The 15,617-nt window shown below is 56.9% G+C and carries 11 protein-coding genes; 4 read left to right on the forward strand and 7 right to left on the reverse strand.

What is annotated here, in order from left to right:
- Positions 1-162 precede the first annotated feature (162 nt).
- From GC121_RS02895 to GC121_RS02905, 3 genes are all read left to right on the forward strand, one after another.
- Complete coding sequence (locus GC121_RS02895) at positions 163-411, forward strand: helix-turn-helix domain-containing protein (protein WP_151972673.1); 249 nt, start codon at positions 163-165, stop codon at positions 409-411.
- A gap of 1 nt (position 412) precedes the next feature.
- Positions 413-1,741: a type II toxin-antitoxin system HipA family toxin gene (locus tag GC121_RS02900; protein WP_151972674.1), complete on the forward strand. Its 1,329-nt coding sequence runs from the start codon at positions 413-415 to the stop codon at positions 1,739-1,741.
- A gap of 405 nt (positions 1,742-2,146) precedes the next feature.
- The gene (locus GC121_RS02905; RefSeq protein WP_151972675.1) at positions 2,147-6,307 is read left to right on the forward strand and encodes a hypothetical protein; all 4,161 of its coding nucleotides are present in this window, start codon (positions 2,147-2,149) and stop codon (positions 6,305-6,307) included.
- An 855-nt stretch (positions 6,308-7,162) separates the two neighbouring features.
- Here the strand turns inward: GC121_RS02905 and GC121_RS02910 are convergent.
- Both GC121_RS02910 and GC121_RS02915 read right to left on the reverse strand, forming a co-directional pair.
- Positions 7,163-7,777 (reverse strand): hypothetical protein, encoded by a 615-nt coding sequence (locus GC121_RS02910; protein ID WP_151972676.1) that lies wholly within the window; start codon positions 7,775-7,777, stop codon positions 7,163-7,165.
- Entirely contained in the window at positions 7,778-8,107 is a 330-nt protein-coding gene (locus GC121_RS02915; RefSeq protein WP_151972677.1) for a hypothetical protein, read from the reverse strand.
- Positions 8,108-8,633: 526 nt separating this feature from the next.
- On the opposite strand from GC121_RS02915, the gene GC121_RS02920 reads away from it, so the two are divergent.
- Entirely contained in the window at positions 8,634-9,842 is a 1,209-nt protein-coding gene (locus tag GC121_RS02920; protein WP_151972678.1) for a hypothetical protein, read from the forward strand.
- 366 nt (positions 9,843-10,208) lie between these two features.
- Here GC121_RS02920 and GC121_RS15635 read toward each other — a convergent pair whose 3' ends face one another.
- The 5 genes from GC121_RS15635 to GC121_RS02945 form a co-directional block, all read right to left on the reverse strand.
- Positions 10,209-11,483 (reverse strand): hypothetical protein, encoded by a 1,275-nt coding sequence (locus GC121_RS15635; protein ID WP_234421089.1) that lies wholly within the window; start codon positions 11,481-11,483, stop codon positions 10,209-10,211.
- 148 nt (positions 11,484-11,631) lie between these two features.
- Complete coding sequence (locus GC121_RS02930; protein ID WP_151972679.1) at positions 11,632-12,228, reverse strand: hypothetical protein; 597 nt, start codon at positions 12,226-12,228, stop codon at positions 11,632-11,634.
- A gap of 2 nt (positions 12,229-12,230) precedes the next feature.
- On the reverse strand, positions 12,231-12,938 hold the full coding sequence (locus tag GC121_RS02935; protein WP_151972680.1) for a PD-(D/E)XK nuclease family protein: 708 nt from the start codon (positions 12,936-12,938) through the stop codon (positions 12,231-12,233).
- A 233-nt stretch (positions 12,939-13,171) separates the two neighbouring features.
- Positions 13,172-14,200, reverse strand: a complete 1,029-nt coding sequence (locus tag GC121_RS02940) for a YafY family protein (RefSeq protein WP_151972681.1) — start codon at positions 14,198-14,200, stop codon at positions 13,172-13,174.
- Between the two features lie 5 nt (positions 14,201-14,205).
- Positions 14,206-15,570 carry a DUF2779 domain-containing protein gene (locus tag GC121_RS02945; protein WP_234421090.1) on the reverse strand — a complete coding sequence of 455 codons (1,365 nt, stop codon included), beginning with the start codon at positions 15,568-15,570 and terminating at the stop codon, positions 14,206-14,208.
- Between the last annotated feature and the right edge of the window lie 47 nt (positions 15,571-15,617).

Here is a 15,617-nt window from a genome sequence, read left to right on the forward strand (position 1 = left end):
TCATGCCACACTGATATCAGATTTCCGGATTTTGAAAAGTACCTCGACGGGCGAAGGTACGCTATCGACCATCCCCCATGAGGCATAAAACAGCTTAATACCTCAGGAGGTATATTGCGATACAATACCCTATAAGGTATAGCGCAAAGCATGGAGGCCTGCATGCGTCAAATCGTTCGCCAATCACGCCAACTGGGCGCAATCATCCAGAGCCAGCGCCGCGCCAAAGGCCTGACCCAGGCCGAGCTGGCAGACCTGGCAGGCACACAGCAGAAGACCATCTCTGCCATCGAAAACGGCAACGAAGGAACCAAGCTCGGCACTCTGCTTGGCGTGATTGCGATACTCGGCCTCGACCTGCAAGTCGTACCGCGCCATACGGACAACACGTCGATAGAGGACATCTTCTAGGGTGGCTCGCAAGAAGACCCACGTCCCGCTCGATGTCCTGATCAATGGCCGCCTGGTCGGGCACCTTGAGAAGGCAGCAAGCGGAGCGACAAGCTTTCGCTATGCCGATGAATGGTTGGGCTGGGAGCACCGTTTCGCCATCTCCCTCTCACTACCACTCACACCTAATGCATATCGCGGCAACATGGTGGCGGCCGTATTTGATAACTTGCTCCCAGACCGCGATGCGGTGCGCCGCCGCCTGGCCGAACGCATGGGGGCGCCGGGGACGGATTTTTACAGCCTGCTCGAAGCAATCGGACGTGACTGCGTCGGCGCGATGCAGTTCCTGCCCGAAGGTGCTAACAAGACAGAACTTCAGCATGCAGACGGCCTGCCCCTCAGCGATGACGATATTGACGCGATGCTCGCTGACCTGGCTAGAGCACCGCTGGGCGTGGATCGCGAACAGGAATTCAGGATCTCGGTTGCCGGAGCACAGGAGAAGACAGCGCTGTTGAGAACGAAGGGCCAGTGGCTCAGGCCGATCGGACCAACACCGACCACCCATATTCTCAAACCCCAACTTGGCCAGATCCCAAGCGCCGAGCGCCTGATCGACATGTCCGACAGCGTCGACAACGAACACTACTGCCTGGAACTCATGCGGACCTTTGGCCTTGAGGTTGCTCGCACGCAGATCGAGACCTTTGGTAAGCGCCGCGTGCTCGTGGTCGAACGATTTGACCGGCTCTGGCGTAGCGATGCTTCCATCTTACGGCTCCCGCAGGAGGATTGCTGCCAGGCCCTCGGCATTCCGCCAACGCTCAAGTACCAGAGTGACGGCGGCCCGAGAATGCACGACATTCTCGAACTCCTGCGCGGGACGGACGCTCCACAGCGCGACCAGGCCATGTTCTTCAAGAGCCAGATCCTGTTCTGGTTGATTGGCGCGACCGACGGGCATGCCAAGAACTTCAGCATCTTCCTGAATCCTGGGGGGCGCTTCAGCCTGACACCCTTCTACGACGTACTGTCAGCTCAGCCTGCCGCCGACAAAGGGCAGATCGCACCAAACAGATTCCGGATGGCAATGTCGGCCGGCACTAACCGGCATTACCGGATATCGGAAATCACCGGGCGGCATTTTGTGCAGTCCGGAAAGGCAGCCGGGCTCGGCACCAGTTTCATGCGCAATGCGATCTCGGAAGTGCTCGATTCAGCTGCCGACGCTCCGGCCAAGACGCTAGACAAAATGCCTCCGGGCTTTGCGGAGCCAGTCCACTCAAGCATTGCGGCAGCAATCGAGAAGCGCCTGCCTGGCCTGGTGCACGCACTAGACGAGTTCTAAGGTGGAGTGACTAGCGAACCGGCAGACTGCGACACACTTTTACCGAGGCATTGATAAACCAACACTTTGCACCTCAATTTCTGTCGTTCGCCAATGAGTTGCTCCGTTACTGTCGGTTGTGGAGGCGATGGCTGGAAGCGCTTCTGCTTCGGGAAACGGAGGACTTTATCCGCTTGGGAAGAGCTTATCTGAATTTCATCACCAAGTGTTGGGCAGGCCTCTCTGATAAACGACTGCATTTTCGCTCTGCCCATCCGAAAGCCACCCTTCGGGAACCGGCCCATGACTACCCAATTTTTAGGCTTATAAAATTGCATTTCTTGAAAATCGTGTCAGGCTGAAGACGATAAAAGCTCATCTAGTACCATGATTAGAGCGATCGATATTGCAGGATCAGGGGGGACGATGGCCCATACATTCGAGTTGATCAGTGAATTTGGTGACGATGTTGCTTTGCGGTCTGTTACGGTCTTTGGACGGCAGGCTGAAATGGGGAGCGGTCGTGAGGCCATATCGATCGTGCTTGCATCAGGCCAAACCAACGACACGGGCATCTTTATTGTCGAGGTGCAATCAGGCCCCTATCAAGAAGTATGGGCGCAATTGAATGGTGACCCATCCCAGACAGTCCCCGTTGCGCTGGATCCTACAGGCAGCATTCCCCCGAACGTCATTCTGCTCATGCCAAAGGTGACAGACGGCGAAGTCCATGGAGATGCGGCGGTTCACGGGCGCGATCACGATTGCGGTTTTGCACTCAAGAGCCATGAAGCCATAAAGCAGCAACTCTACAATCAAATCATCATCGTCGAACAGCCCAAGGTCAAGAAATTCCTTGTAAATCCGCCACTCACACTAACAACAGCGCAGCAGGCAGGGATTAACTCTCTTGAACATAAGTTCCAAGCCGCTGCAAAAGAGGCTGCGGCGAGCGCCGCGGCATCTTCAACGGGATATGCGGTTGAGAAAGCAGGAGTGGTCGCAGCGTCTCCCGTCTCTTTCAGATTTGGACCAGTCAGGGACGTTCCCCAGCATGAAGCCGGCCTACGGGGTCCTGTCGACGCGCAATCATCTGGCCGAGGGGCGCGACCGACCGGACAGATAGCGGACGGCGCGGCTTCACCAGCGTCGGCATTAGCGCGCCCGGGTTTGACGGCCGTTGCCCACGCCCACCTTGCTGACATTGCCATTTCCGAGGCAGAGTATGCTTACGTCGCCGAGGTTGGGCAGATCATGGCATCAGCCACCGACAGCATTCCGGCGCGCTATGTCCTCGATTGCGACAAGCCGCTCGACTGGGACCTATCGTACGAGATCGCGCAGGCATGTCAGCCATATTTGCTCCATGTCATCACCTTTGTGCAGGAAATCGTGCACGCGGGTTACATGGAAGGCGGAATTGTCGGGTCGACCACGCTCCTGCCTTGCCAGGAAAAGAAGATTGCCACTGTCACTTTTCGCCGCGACGAATCCAATTCACGCAGCGAAGATGTGGTCGCGATCGACCGGCTCAGCAATTCACTCAGCCGTGCGCGTGACATTGGCGAGCTGCAGAAGGCCACAGCCCTTGAGGTTACGCGCGGGGGCTCGAAGTCCAGCACGTGGGGTGCCGGTGCCAGTGTCTCGATTCCGCTTTCTGGGGCAATGATCGGCGTTTCGGGCGGGTACAGCCAGAGCAACGCCAGTTCGTTCCAGAACTCAAGCCGCAATCTTGCGACTGAAAGTTCGCAGCGACTGCTCGACAGCACAACCCAAGCGGCTGAGTCGATCCGGTCGCAGACCGTGACCGTGGTTCATTCTGTTTCGCAGGAGGAATCGGTCACGGCGAGCACCGAAACGGTGCGCAATCACAACCAGACCCGCTCGCTCGAGCTGACCAGCTACAGCATCCTTTCGTGCTTCGACATTCGCCAGCGGGTCATGGCCGTGCGTGAAGCTTTCGCCATTCCGCTGAACATAACGGGCTGGACCGAAGCCAAGGCGCTCCGTTGGGAAAAGGCGCTGCGCAACAGACTTGATGATCGCAGCCTGCTCGGCGGGTTCGACGCAATCCGCCGGATACTTGACAACTACCGCGACAGCGATCTTCCGACTGGGCGCTATGGTGATGCAGACATAACGTTTTTCGATGGCATGCTGACAGTCGAATGCGATTTCCGTGAGCCCTCCATCGATCAATTCAATCTGCAGAGCGCGTTGGGGGACGCACCATGGTGGATGCGCACAAACGCCCATTACCATGGCATGCTGTTCGGCGTCTGGGGCAAGCTGCAAGAGAACCGCGCCCAATATTGGCGCGAGAAGATTGCGCCTGGCATTGCTAAAGAAATCGCAGGTCAGATCCGCGTGTTCGCGAGACTGGCAGGCGGGGGCGAGGTCGACCTGAAGCTGGATGCCACCGCTGCGACGCGGCTAAACAATCGGGGCCAGATCACCGTCGCCTTTCGTTCGCAGCCGAACACGCCGCCGATTGCCCGCAGCGCGATCCGCTACCTTGTCTTCAAGCTGGTCGACGATACCGGCGCAGTGGTAGAGGATGTGTCGACCCTGCTTCCGGCCGGTTCGCGCCTGATCGTGCAGGCTGGACAGATGGGCTACGAGACAGACTTCGCATCCGGCACCCTGTTCAACAGCAGATCGATTCACAACGATCTCACCGGGACCGACGCGGTGCTCGTGCCGACACCGTTGACCACCGCAGAAAAGTCGGACCCGCACAAGGCCGACCGGCAGATTGCCAACCGCCTGATGGCAGAGCTCAACAGCAACACCATCGCCTATCACGAGCGTGTATTCGATTACATGGCGCTGGAAATGCCGTCACAGATGCGAATGATCCTTGATCGGGTCATGGTGCCCGGCACTGGGAGCGCTCCAACCGTTGACCTCGATCCAGACAGTGACATCGAGCTGGGCGACGACATCGGTCCCGACGAAGAGAGCGACGCGTTGAGCATTCGCACCGTGTCGGGAGATTATATCGGCGCATTCGACGGCTGCGTGGCATTCTTTGTTGCGCCCGGCTATTCCTTCTCGAGCGAGCGGATGAACCGTCAACTGCTTGGGGATCTGCCGGCAGGCGCAGATCTAGACCTACTGTCGCTTTACAAGCCGAAGAAGCCGGTCGAGGCGGTGCGGGTAACTCTGCCTACCGGGGCGATCTATACCAAGGCGACGATGGGTAAGTGCGAGCTGCGCGAGGAAATCGACTATGCGCTCAATGTCAACTGGGGTGAGCCGTGTGAAGGTGGGGCGACCGAGATCAATCCGGTCAGCACGGAAAGTCGCCGAGCCGAGCCGGCCGACCTGACTGCAAAGGATTTCCAGCAGCCGATCATCGCGCTCCAAAACGCACCGCAGGCGCCTGAATTCTCCGGAAGTGATGCGCTGGTCAGTGCCTTGTCCAATCCGGACATCTTCCGTGACATGACGGGCCTATCGGCGACGCAGAATGCGGCGCTGCAGACCTATCTCAAGAACGCCTCAAGCGCCGATGCGGCACGGCAAGATGCCGTAAAGGTCGCACTGGCGCGAGGGATGGAGCGGCAGCAGAAGGTCAAGGATTTCGATCAGGTCGAGAGCCGAATCAGGAAGGCAGAGAAGGCTGGGCTGGATGCGGACTTGTTAGCGAAGGCAAGATCTTCCAACGTGCGGAACCTTTCCGACGACCCGCAACTAAGGGCACTCGACGATCTGATTGCGCAACAAAACGCGATTAGTACTCCCGGGTTGGCGAGTATTCCTAGCTCAGATGAGAACGGTGGACCGCGATTGGATGTAGTCGGCGTGAGTCCGTTCGCTGAAATTCAGGAGAATTTACAACAAAGTATAGGCACTTCGGGACTCGGCACACCTTCGCGAGTTGTGAATATAATCTTCAGGGCGTTTATCCCCTCCGAGGCTGTCAGGGTCAAACTGATGGGTATCGAACTGGATGACCCGCATGGTGGCGACGGTCGCTCTTTCATGCTTGACGACAATGGGAAGCATCGTGGCGAACTGGTCTGTGATGTTGCCTATGGCTATAATTGGAACGAGCCCCAATTGGTGACCAAACGCCATTGGGGGCAAACCACTGAATATGCGTCGAGCGATGCTAGCGAGGTAGCGGGCAAGCCAAGTTGGTATTTGAGTCTAGATTCGGGGTCTGTCCCTAAGCGGAGTGAAAAACTGGCTGAGACCGATGACAATCTTTTTGCAGACGCTGCCTATTCAAGGCTGAAGACACCACTGGGGTCGGGAATTCCTCAACTTCTACCGAGTTCAGCCGTGTTGCATCTCAAGATGGAAGGGGCGAACCCCATTGCTCAAGATGGCGTCCCTGATATCTTCGTTCCAACGATTTCCGCCTGTATCGACGTGTATCTCAAGGATTATGACGGGGAACTTTACTACGCCCTTAAGGGGAGCCATGATGGATTCCCTGCGTATGAGTTGTACATTGATGGTACGGCGGTTTACGCTCACGATCCGATTGAAGCGGGTGAAACTCCGTGGAGTCTCGCGGGAACGGGTTGTGGTGAAACCGAAGTATACCGTAGCTGGAGCAAGTTGGGACGAAAGTAGGCAGGCCCCCTTGGTCCCAATATCGTCACCTGGAGCTTCAGCCCAGGCATATCGAACATCCCGACAACTGTGTGCGGCACGCCCCCCGAACGATTTAAGCTCCTCGTCGGTCAGGGTGATATCGAGCGACGCTACCGCGTCGCCGATTTGGTTCTGGTTGGTAGCGCTGATTATTGGCCTCGTAGCGCCAGCCGCTCTTGTAGAAATCGCCGCTGACCATACAGCCGTCTTGCCCATCCTCTCTATCCCAGCCATTTGATATTGGTCGAGGTTCAGAGACAGAACGTTAGCCCACTCGGTTTGGAAGTTCGATTGCCATCTACTTTGAAAGCAACTGATGCCCGCTTCGCGCGATCTGGCGCTCAATCGCTGTTAGGCTGCAACCGGCCACTTATTTGACGCTCTCGGTTTCGAAGTAGCGGCGCAGGCCTTTGTGCCCAATGGAGTCCATTTACATGAGGTCAAACCAACCATCATACCTCGCTTTGTCAGGTGTCACTCGACGCGCGACAAGCCTCATTCAGGCGGGATACGATTGAGTCGACACTTAAAAATGGGCCGCAGAAGAGAGCAGTTGCGAGCCTCGAAATGTGGCGTCTAAAGAAGCCGACGAAAAGGCCCGTAAAAATTTCAGGCCGGGATAAACAGGGACGAGCCGAGGCATTAGGTTAGAGAACTAACGTGAGTCCTCGGAATTTGCTGTTTTTCTCATTATATTTCAGAGCATTTAAACCGATCACCCCCAGAACGAAGAGATTGCACACGACCGTCGGCCCATCGTGGACACCGGCAAGATGTTGATCTCGCAGATTAGCGATGCAGGACGGCTGGATCTGTCTCTACCAGACCAAACGCTCAGCCTTTGTTTCTTTTTCGGGCGGATTGCAGTTCCTTGCGGGCTCGGTCGCAGGTTTCGTCGATCAAGTCCGAGCTAAAGTGCTTCCGCCGTCTTCCATGCCAGACGACCGAACCGGTGTCTGAGTGCGCATCATATTCGATGAAGTCAGGCCAGTCCCGATGCGGACGCCTGCGGCTCCTTGTTTCGATGTCGGTCTTCCACCAGCGGTTGAGCAGAACTACAGAGTCCTTGGGGCGGGAACATCGCTTGTCCGAGTTGAGCGGGAGTTGCAGGAAGAAGGCGATCGCCGACTCCGCCAGGTAAGTCGGCACCGTGAAGTTCTTGTGGTGGTGGCTTGCCTTTCGGCCAGCCACCGCCTGAGACGACACCTCTCCTATATAGATTGATAACCCCTCATCCTCGACGGTGGTCCGTATCTTGTGCCGGGTGTTTAGCCGGTTTTCGAAGCCGCTGGTGATGCCGACATATTGAAGCTTGGGCACAGACTGTCGCCCGACAGTCCCGGCAGCCATGTAGAGAACTTCTCCGAAGCCCCAATCGCGGATCGCGGTCCTTGACTCCTTCACGCTGCCGTAAGGGCCATACCAGTCAACAACTACAGCATAGGTCATCTATTGCGAGTATCCGGTAAGCGCTCCGATCAGCGCCTGCACATCCCCATAGGACATGCGCTTGGCGCTCCAAGTATCCTCATGAACCAGATACTTCTCATCCATCACCTTCCCGGCGAACGAGCCATATAACTGCTCGCAACCGTCGACATCATCGTAGACGACCTTGTGGTAGGGGGCCTTCCCCTCACCGGTGATGCCGATGCGGACATGCGCATTGCCGTGTTCCTTAAGACATGGGTGCATCGTCCCCAGCACAGCGCGGGCAAACTTCTCCGCGTTGTCGAGCTTATCCGCAATACTCCCGATCGTCGCATCGGGCTCGATCATGTCGCGCGCCATACTTCTCTCTTCGTCAGGCTGAGAACACAGCCGGTTCAGCTCCGCTTCTTACCAGCATCATCACGCTTTTCGCGCCAGCGGCCATCAGCATTCTTGGACCGTGTGAGACCAGAGCTCGGACCAGTCTTCACCTTAGGCCCATCCTTTGTGCGGTCGTTTCCATTACGATCAAATATGCCCATCGTGATTCTCCTTGCCGAGCAGACTGCTGTTAAAGCCAACCATGAGCAAGCCCTTCCATTTCATCGGGGGGTAGCGAACAACCGTACTCGCCAATCACGAACTTCGGTATCAAACCATCTTCCGAGTCCGATTTCAGGATTGGTTCTGGAATGCCCGCCATTGCCTAGTGGCAACCAATAAAGCGAGCCTTCCGGCGAACGTTTAATGATCGAGAATTGATCTGATTCTCCCCGGAAATGCGCAAAACTGGAAAATGTGGCACAGGCCCACTCGGGTCAAAGAAGTGGCAAAATCTGACAAACCCAGAAAATCAAACTTCCGAAAGAGTAGCATGAGCCAGACCTTCACGCGCCGCGAGTTCTACGACCTCGTCTGGTCCAAACCCATGATCCACCTCGCCAAAGAATTCGGTGTCTCAGACGTCGCGCTCCACAAAATCTGCCGCAAGCACAACATCCCCAACCCTCCGCTCGGCTGGTGGGCCAAGAAGGCTGCGGGAAAGGCCATCAAGCAGATCCCTTTACCTGAATTTGACAGCGACAGACCCGACGCGATTATCATCCGCAATGCGCCGGCAGCAGACTGGCAAACTCAAGCGATCGAACTGGCCGAAAAGAAGGCAAGGTCTGCGTCAAGGCCAACCGCTGCAATGCCGAAACGCGGTAGCGTCATTGTACGGAACACGCTGGCAGCCTTGCGACGCGGTAAGGAAAATGAGCAAGGGCTGATCTGTGTTCGCGATGCAGGACTAGTACCCTGCAGCGTAGCCAAGCAATCGATAGGCCGCATCGCTGAACTCCTGCCCAAGTTGGAAGCTGCGGCAGAGGTACAGGGCTTCAAGCTAACCCATGACGATGAGCCCAGTCGCTTTTCGGACGGCGCACAGACAGTCAAATTCGAGATCACGGAAGCGTACACAAGGGAGAAGCACGAGCTTACCCGCAAAGAGAAGGCCGAGCAGGCCGCCTGGGACAAGCGGAGTGAGAGGCGTGCTTGGCGCTATGTACATGGCGACCCTTACCCAATCTTCGCTGACTGGGACTACCATTCGACGGGGCGGCTCTCGATCTCGCTCGAGCCTGTCTGGTACTATCGCCAGCCCACACCGCGCCGTTCGTTCAACGACGGCAAGCGCCAGCGCCTCGAAGATCTGGTGGACAAGATTGCGATCGGCATTGCAGTCGTCGCAGCCGCGAAAACCGAACGGGATGAGGAAGAGGAGAAACAAGCGCGCGAGCGCGAAAAGGAAAGAGCGGCGCAAGAGGCTGCAGCGAGAAGCCGGTATATTGAAGACCGACGCCAGGCAGAGCTAACGAGTTTGCTCCTCGCACAGCAGCGCACCAATCAGCTTGAACAGCTCCTGTCACGCATGGTTGGAGAGGCTACGCCAGATCGAGAGGCCAGGATCTCAGTCTTCGAAAGTTGGCTTCAAAGGCAAATCGACGAGAAACGGCAACTTTTCACTCGAGAGGGATTAGAAACGCACTTTGAGCATCTGAAGCTCTTTGGCCAGGATGACGACAAAAACTTCAATGGATAGGCTGGGCGCCGAGCACTGCTAGCCAACCTGAAAACGCCCAGGGCTTGTGTTATATGTTGAATGTTTCCAACGCAGGCATTCTAGGCCCGTCGTGATCTTGTCTTCGGCGGAAAAGCGTCGTCGCGTTGTCCAGCGAGTATCCGCCGCGAATGGCTAGACCGATGCCTGCGGTTGGCCCGAGAGTCTGGTCTCATTTTCACTCCCTCGTGACTACGTTGAGATCAAAACAATCGAAAATTTTCGAGTTCAAATCTTTGCCCATGCTGCTGATGGAAAACAGTTGAGCTCCGTCTTTCGGATAATGATTCAGACCAGCAAAAATGATGGGTTGCCGTGACGGGACTCGAAATTTGATTTTTTTCTCCGTCAGGGAGTGAATGTACCGGCAGGCTCGGCGTAGCTCTTGATGCTCTTTTCGGGGCATTCATGCCAGCCGATGTTGAATGCCCAATAGGTCGGAAAGAAATAGAGCGTCGAGTAAGGCAGGTGCTCATGAATCCATCGAGCGAGGATCCGCCAATCGCCTTGCTCTTGGCGCTTGGCCCAGAAACCAGGCACGACCACGCAAGCCATCGCCCCCATTTGACCGTTTTCGTCGAGGCGATCCCAGATGTGCCCTGCGAAATTGTTCTCGTTCGAAGCACAGGTGTAGCCGGCTTTCTTCTTGCGCTGCATCGCATTGCAGAAGCCATTGACCTCACACGAGCGATACGCAGACCGGATCGCAATCCTGCCCCAATGGTCTTGAAGGGGTTCGAGCAATTCCTCGCATAGGCGTTTGCCCGCCTTGATCGCCAGGTCTGGATCATCTGGCGCATTGTTAAGGCCGTGGATCATTGCGACCTCGGAATAGAGCATGTCCCGCATGAAGAAGGACTTCGACAACTGGACCCGACCCAGATCTGTCAGCTTGGGGACTGTCCTGGCCGTACCGAGCCTGGTGTGCGGACCGTCGTTTGGCTCCGCGACCCATCCAACACGAAGCGCAACGTCGTCACGAACTTTCGGCGCGCTAACCGTTCCCACCTGAGGAGGAGGGAAGCCTAAGGCAGTTGCGAATGCGCTAAAATCATCAAACCACGAACGGCACGGGCAGAAGCTTTGCACCAACATGACCGCGTCATGTGCGTGGTAGCGCTTTGCTTCGATGATTGCCGAGGCTGCCCGGTGAATGAGCTGATACCGCAACGAAGCGGTTGCCGAAGGATCGATACCAAGCATACCGCACAGCCGATCAAGTCGAGCCGTCCTGGTAGGAAGATCACCCTTTGGGTCAGCCAGCCACTCTCCGACGGTTGGACCAAAGGTCTCGTCGACTTTCGCTTCGATGGCAAGAACGCCAAGCCCGCTCTCGTGACGAACGATAGCCATGAGGTCTGTCTGGCTTGGCCGTTGACCGTCACCAAGATCGACAGAACGCTCAAGGAAGGCATCCAGCAATGTGCAATCGCGAAGCACGGCATCGTTGCTCAACGCAGCCTGTACGGACGACGGCAACGCGTTCGCAGCAAACCAGAGGTCGACCACAGATTTGGCTGACCTTCCGGGCTGCCAATGGGTCGGCGAACCGAGATGATGGATTGCGTCCTCCGGTCGGAGCAACGGCACGTGAACCTTCCGGATCGAAATGTCGTTTTGCATTGCCAGTCGCTCGCCTTCCTCGCTGTCCGTCGTAAGAACATTTCGCATAACTCGCGGCGAGAAGCAGCGGATTGCCGGCCTCGTCTCGGTTTGATGTTTAGGCGGCGAGCCACGTTGACGGCTTGCGTTGATTGCTAACGAAGGCTCTTCAAGAGTTGGACTTGGCTACCATTGCATCCCTGAGGCGCTGAAACGCTTCGCTCGCAACCAGCAAAGCGTCAGCAGCACGGACTACAGGCTCCATCGCCTCGGCTAGATCATCGTTACTAAGTCCCTCTGCAATTTTCTGGGCATCGAATTCAATGGGAAGATAAATTCGATTGCCATCACGGCGAAATCCGGAGCGCTCAATATCACGCAGATCGCTCGCATGCGCCTCAAGAATCTGCTTGTAATCTTTCACGTATAGGTTGTCGTGATACCACTGGATGCCGATCGCCTCCCGATCCGTCCTTGGGGCAATGTAGCTGGCGAGCCATGTCCTATGGTGGGAGTCATCCGCAGTCAGCCGGAACCAAGGATCGCTGTCCTTGTCCTTGTCGAGCCAAGTACGCGGTGCGAACCAGGCCACGTTAAGATCATCATCGTCTTCGAAATGATAGTCGGCATCCGCAAGCGCCTGCTTCAGCGCATTCCACGCCGCTTCATTCACACGCGGGTCGATCACCTCTTCAACGCGCGTGAGTGCTAGTTCAAGGTCGCTAACATTTTCTGCGATTAGCGCATCGAGGTCGTTCTGTTCCATTTTTATATCCCCAGCGTACGGCAATGCTGGCCGAACTGACTTATCAGCCAGCCAGAGTGAGTGGATGAATTGGCTTGCTCCGCGATATCCCCAAGCTTTCGCCAAGTTATGTGCGGAACCGAAATAGTGTCGTCTCTTGAGCGGTAGGGCGAAAGGAAAACCACTTCGTGTTTTTCGCGTCCCATTAGGTTTGCCCGCGCCGCAATCGCGGCTCGGTAATCCGAAAGCTGGTTATCGCGTTCCGATGCGAATATCTTTACTTCTATGCCAACGACAGATGATCGGGTTTCAATGGTGATATCCACGCGATCCGTAGTTGCCCCATTCAGACAGTGTTCTGTTTGGACTACATATCCGCACGCCAGCTCGTCGTTGTCCGGTAGATGGCTTCCTGCCTTAGCGAAGAAGCGAGCTAGGAAAGCCTGCGCTTCGAGTCCGTACTTTCTACGATCCCATAGGTCCGCCAGTACCGCGCAATTTCGCACCTCATCGTGACGCAGGCTGGAAGTCGTCCAAGGGTTGGCACACGCTCGCTCCTCGGCCTGTTGCAGCGGAAGTCGAAGCGCATCAATAAAGCGCGATAGCCGGTCGGCATCCACCAGCGCCTCGCCAACTGGCGCCCTTTTTAACTCATGCAAATATGGGCCAGCGTCGCCGAAGAACCGCTTCAGCCGGTCGCCAAGCGCCTTATCTGCTCCAATCGAAATCATGGATATTCTTTCCTGCTCGCCGAAATTTCCTGCGGAAAATCAACGTCGCCAATGATTGCGCCTTTTTCTCAACGCCGCCCAGTTCGCAGGCATCAATTTAACTGCCTCACCGCTATAAACCGTGACGGCGTCGTCGCAACTCGCATAAAACTGCTCTGGTTGCCGGTATTGCAGTTTGGCAAAATGGGCTGCGGACTTGGCGCGGTTAATGTCTTCCTTGGCATGAGGATATTCTATTCACCTGCCGCGTCAGTTTCGGCCGTACCTTGGTGCGAACTGGAGATTGCCGTTCGTGCCGCGTAGAGCTGCTTGGCCATGACAGCCTTCAGCTCATCGGGACTTTCGATGACCAGGCCGCCGGCCCAGGCAAAGAGATGGTTCGCGAGTTCGAGCAGACCGCCCGAGGTAAATGTTACCCGAACGGATCCGTCGGCAAGCTCCTTCAACTCCTGCTTCGGATGGAACCTCCACTCACGTGCCCGCTGCGCCGCCTCTGGCAGGATGCGTAGGCACACCTCATACGGTTGCTCGCGAAACATGCCGAAACTGCCTGCCAGCCATTCATCGAGATCGAAATCTTCCGGCGCAGCGCCCACAGTGTCCGAAACCACCGCGTTCTGAACCCGATCCAGTCTATAGGTCACCAGGCCGTATCCGCCTTTCGGAAAAGCCGCGACGAGATAACTGACGGTGCCGTGCAAAATGCCGTGTGGGATGACTCTGCGCCAAACCGACTCATCCTCACCTTCACGCCGGTAGTCAAACTCAAGACATTGGCCGGCAAAGATCGCCTGAGACGCTGCCGCCAAGGTCTCGGGTGCCACTGAGGCAACGGCGCCTGGGCCAACCAGCGTCCTTTGCAAACGCGCGAGTTCGGCAAAGTCGCGATCGACGCGCCGCTTTTCCATGCCGTCGAAGCTGGCGCGAAGCTTCACCAAAAGCGCATCGAGCAATTCTGCCCGGGGAGATCGCGCCTTTGTGGCGGCAAGCACTTCGGCCTGCAGTGCCGCCAGTTCGGCAGCGTTCGGACGAACGTAATGGCGGCGAAGCGAATCCCGGATCAGAAAGCGCTTGCGCCTGCCATCTTCGATTTCATCGAGGTCAAAATGCAAGGCGATCGTGTCGCGCGTCCGCTCGGCCGACCTGCGTTGCTGTCCAAGAACTTCTGCCATTTCGTCCAGCGTCAATCCCTCAACACTGTCGGCCAGGGCCCTCACCAAGGTAAGGACCCGGTCAAGCGGCGCTTTGCGGCGTTCGGCCATTGCTTCTAGCCCCCGGCCAGTTTGCGGTAGATCTCGACCATTGCGAGCGTATCCCGCTCGCAATAGGCGATCAGATCAGCCGCCAGTTCGGCGCGCCGCCCTTCCGGGCAATCAGGATCGGTTGCTTCGATATAGGCAAGTTGCGCATCCCCGCCATCGGCAACCTGCAGATCGCCATAGTCCAACTCCGGCAGAAGCGTGGGAAGCACTGCTTTGATCGAAAAGCTCCCCCGCTGGTCGCGGTGGTAGTAATTGTTCTTGGCTACAGGGAGCAGATCGACCGTTCGCTCTGCGAGCGACAGAAGCGCATCGCGGTGTCGGGGAACGTCTTGCGCCAACAAGCGCAAACAGCGGCGCTCAAATCCTGCGTTCCAGGCAATGACAGCGCCGCTATCCGGAAGACCTGCGAGCGCTTCGGCAATGGTATCGCGGGGATCCTGCCCGGAAAGCTCGAGAGCCTCGATATGGTCGAGATTGCCATCTGCCTGCTCAACATGTGCGGAAAACTGAAACGGGACTTGGCCATAGGGCGAGGTGCCCACCCAGCGCGGGATGGCGAAGGCAATGGTTTCGAAGTCGAGCCAGATGCGCGGGTAAGCCCAGTCGGCGGTCGCCTTTCTCACTCCTTCGGTATTGAGATAGACTTCGCCGGTGCGGACTGCCTCTTTAATCCTGGCGTGAAGAGGATTGAGCCCGGCATCCTCGGGAAGCTCGGCGATCTCGAAAATGTCATCGTCAGCCCATTTCTCGGCAAGCCGTGCGCCGGTATTGGGCAGCTCGCTAATTGGCCATTCTGGGCCAGCGGGTTCGAGGCCCGAGCAGTACGCCGAGAATTCACACGCGAACGGCGCACGGCAATGCGGGCCGGTTGCGCAAACGGGTTCGTCACCCGCGAGCATCTGCCGGATTTCTTTGACCATGGCTTCCCGCGTGGCAGCGATCCCAGAGATATCGCTCAGCAGGGAGGCATCATTGAAGATGCCTGTGTAAGCGCCAGGCGACTCAAGCACAAAACTGGTATCGATATGGCGGATTGCAGCGCTGGCAATGGCGACACCGCAATTGGCGATCACCCAGTATTGCGTCGCAAGATCGCCAATGTGATACGCCTTCGCACTGCCTGAGCTTTTCACTTCATAGATGTGCCACGTCACCCCGGTCGGCGCGTGCTCGGGAACCAGAATATCGACCCGCACAAGCACGCCTTCATGCTCGAAGGTGGCTTCGAAAATTGGCCGGTCGGCAACTGCGACGAGTTCGGCCGTGCGGGCGAGTGCAGCTTGCAGATCAGGCTCAGCCTCGACCATGATGCCATGTTCGACTTGCGCGCAGGCGAGGTCACCCACCGCATGCCCTGCTGCGAAACTCATTTGCGTCGACGCATCGACCTTAGAGCGCTCGTGCGCATGGACCTGTT

Source organism: Erythrobacter sp. EC-HK427 (genome assembly GCF_902498745.1).
GTDB lineage: Bacteria > Pseudomonadota > Alphaproteobacteria > Sphingomonadales > Sphingomonadaceae > Alteraurantiacibacter.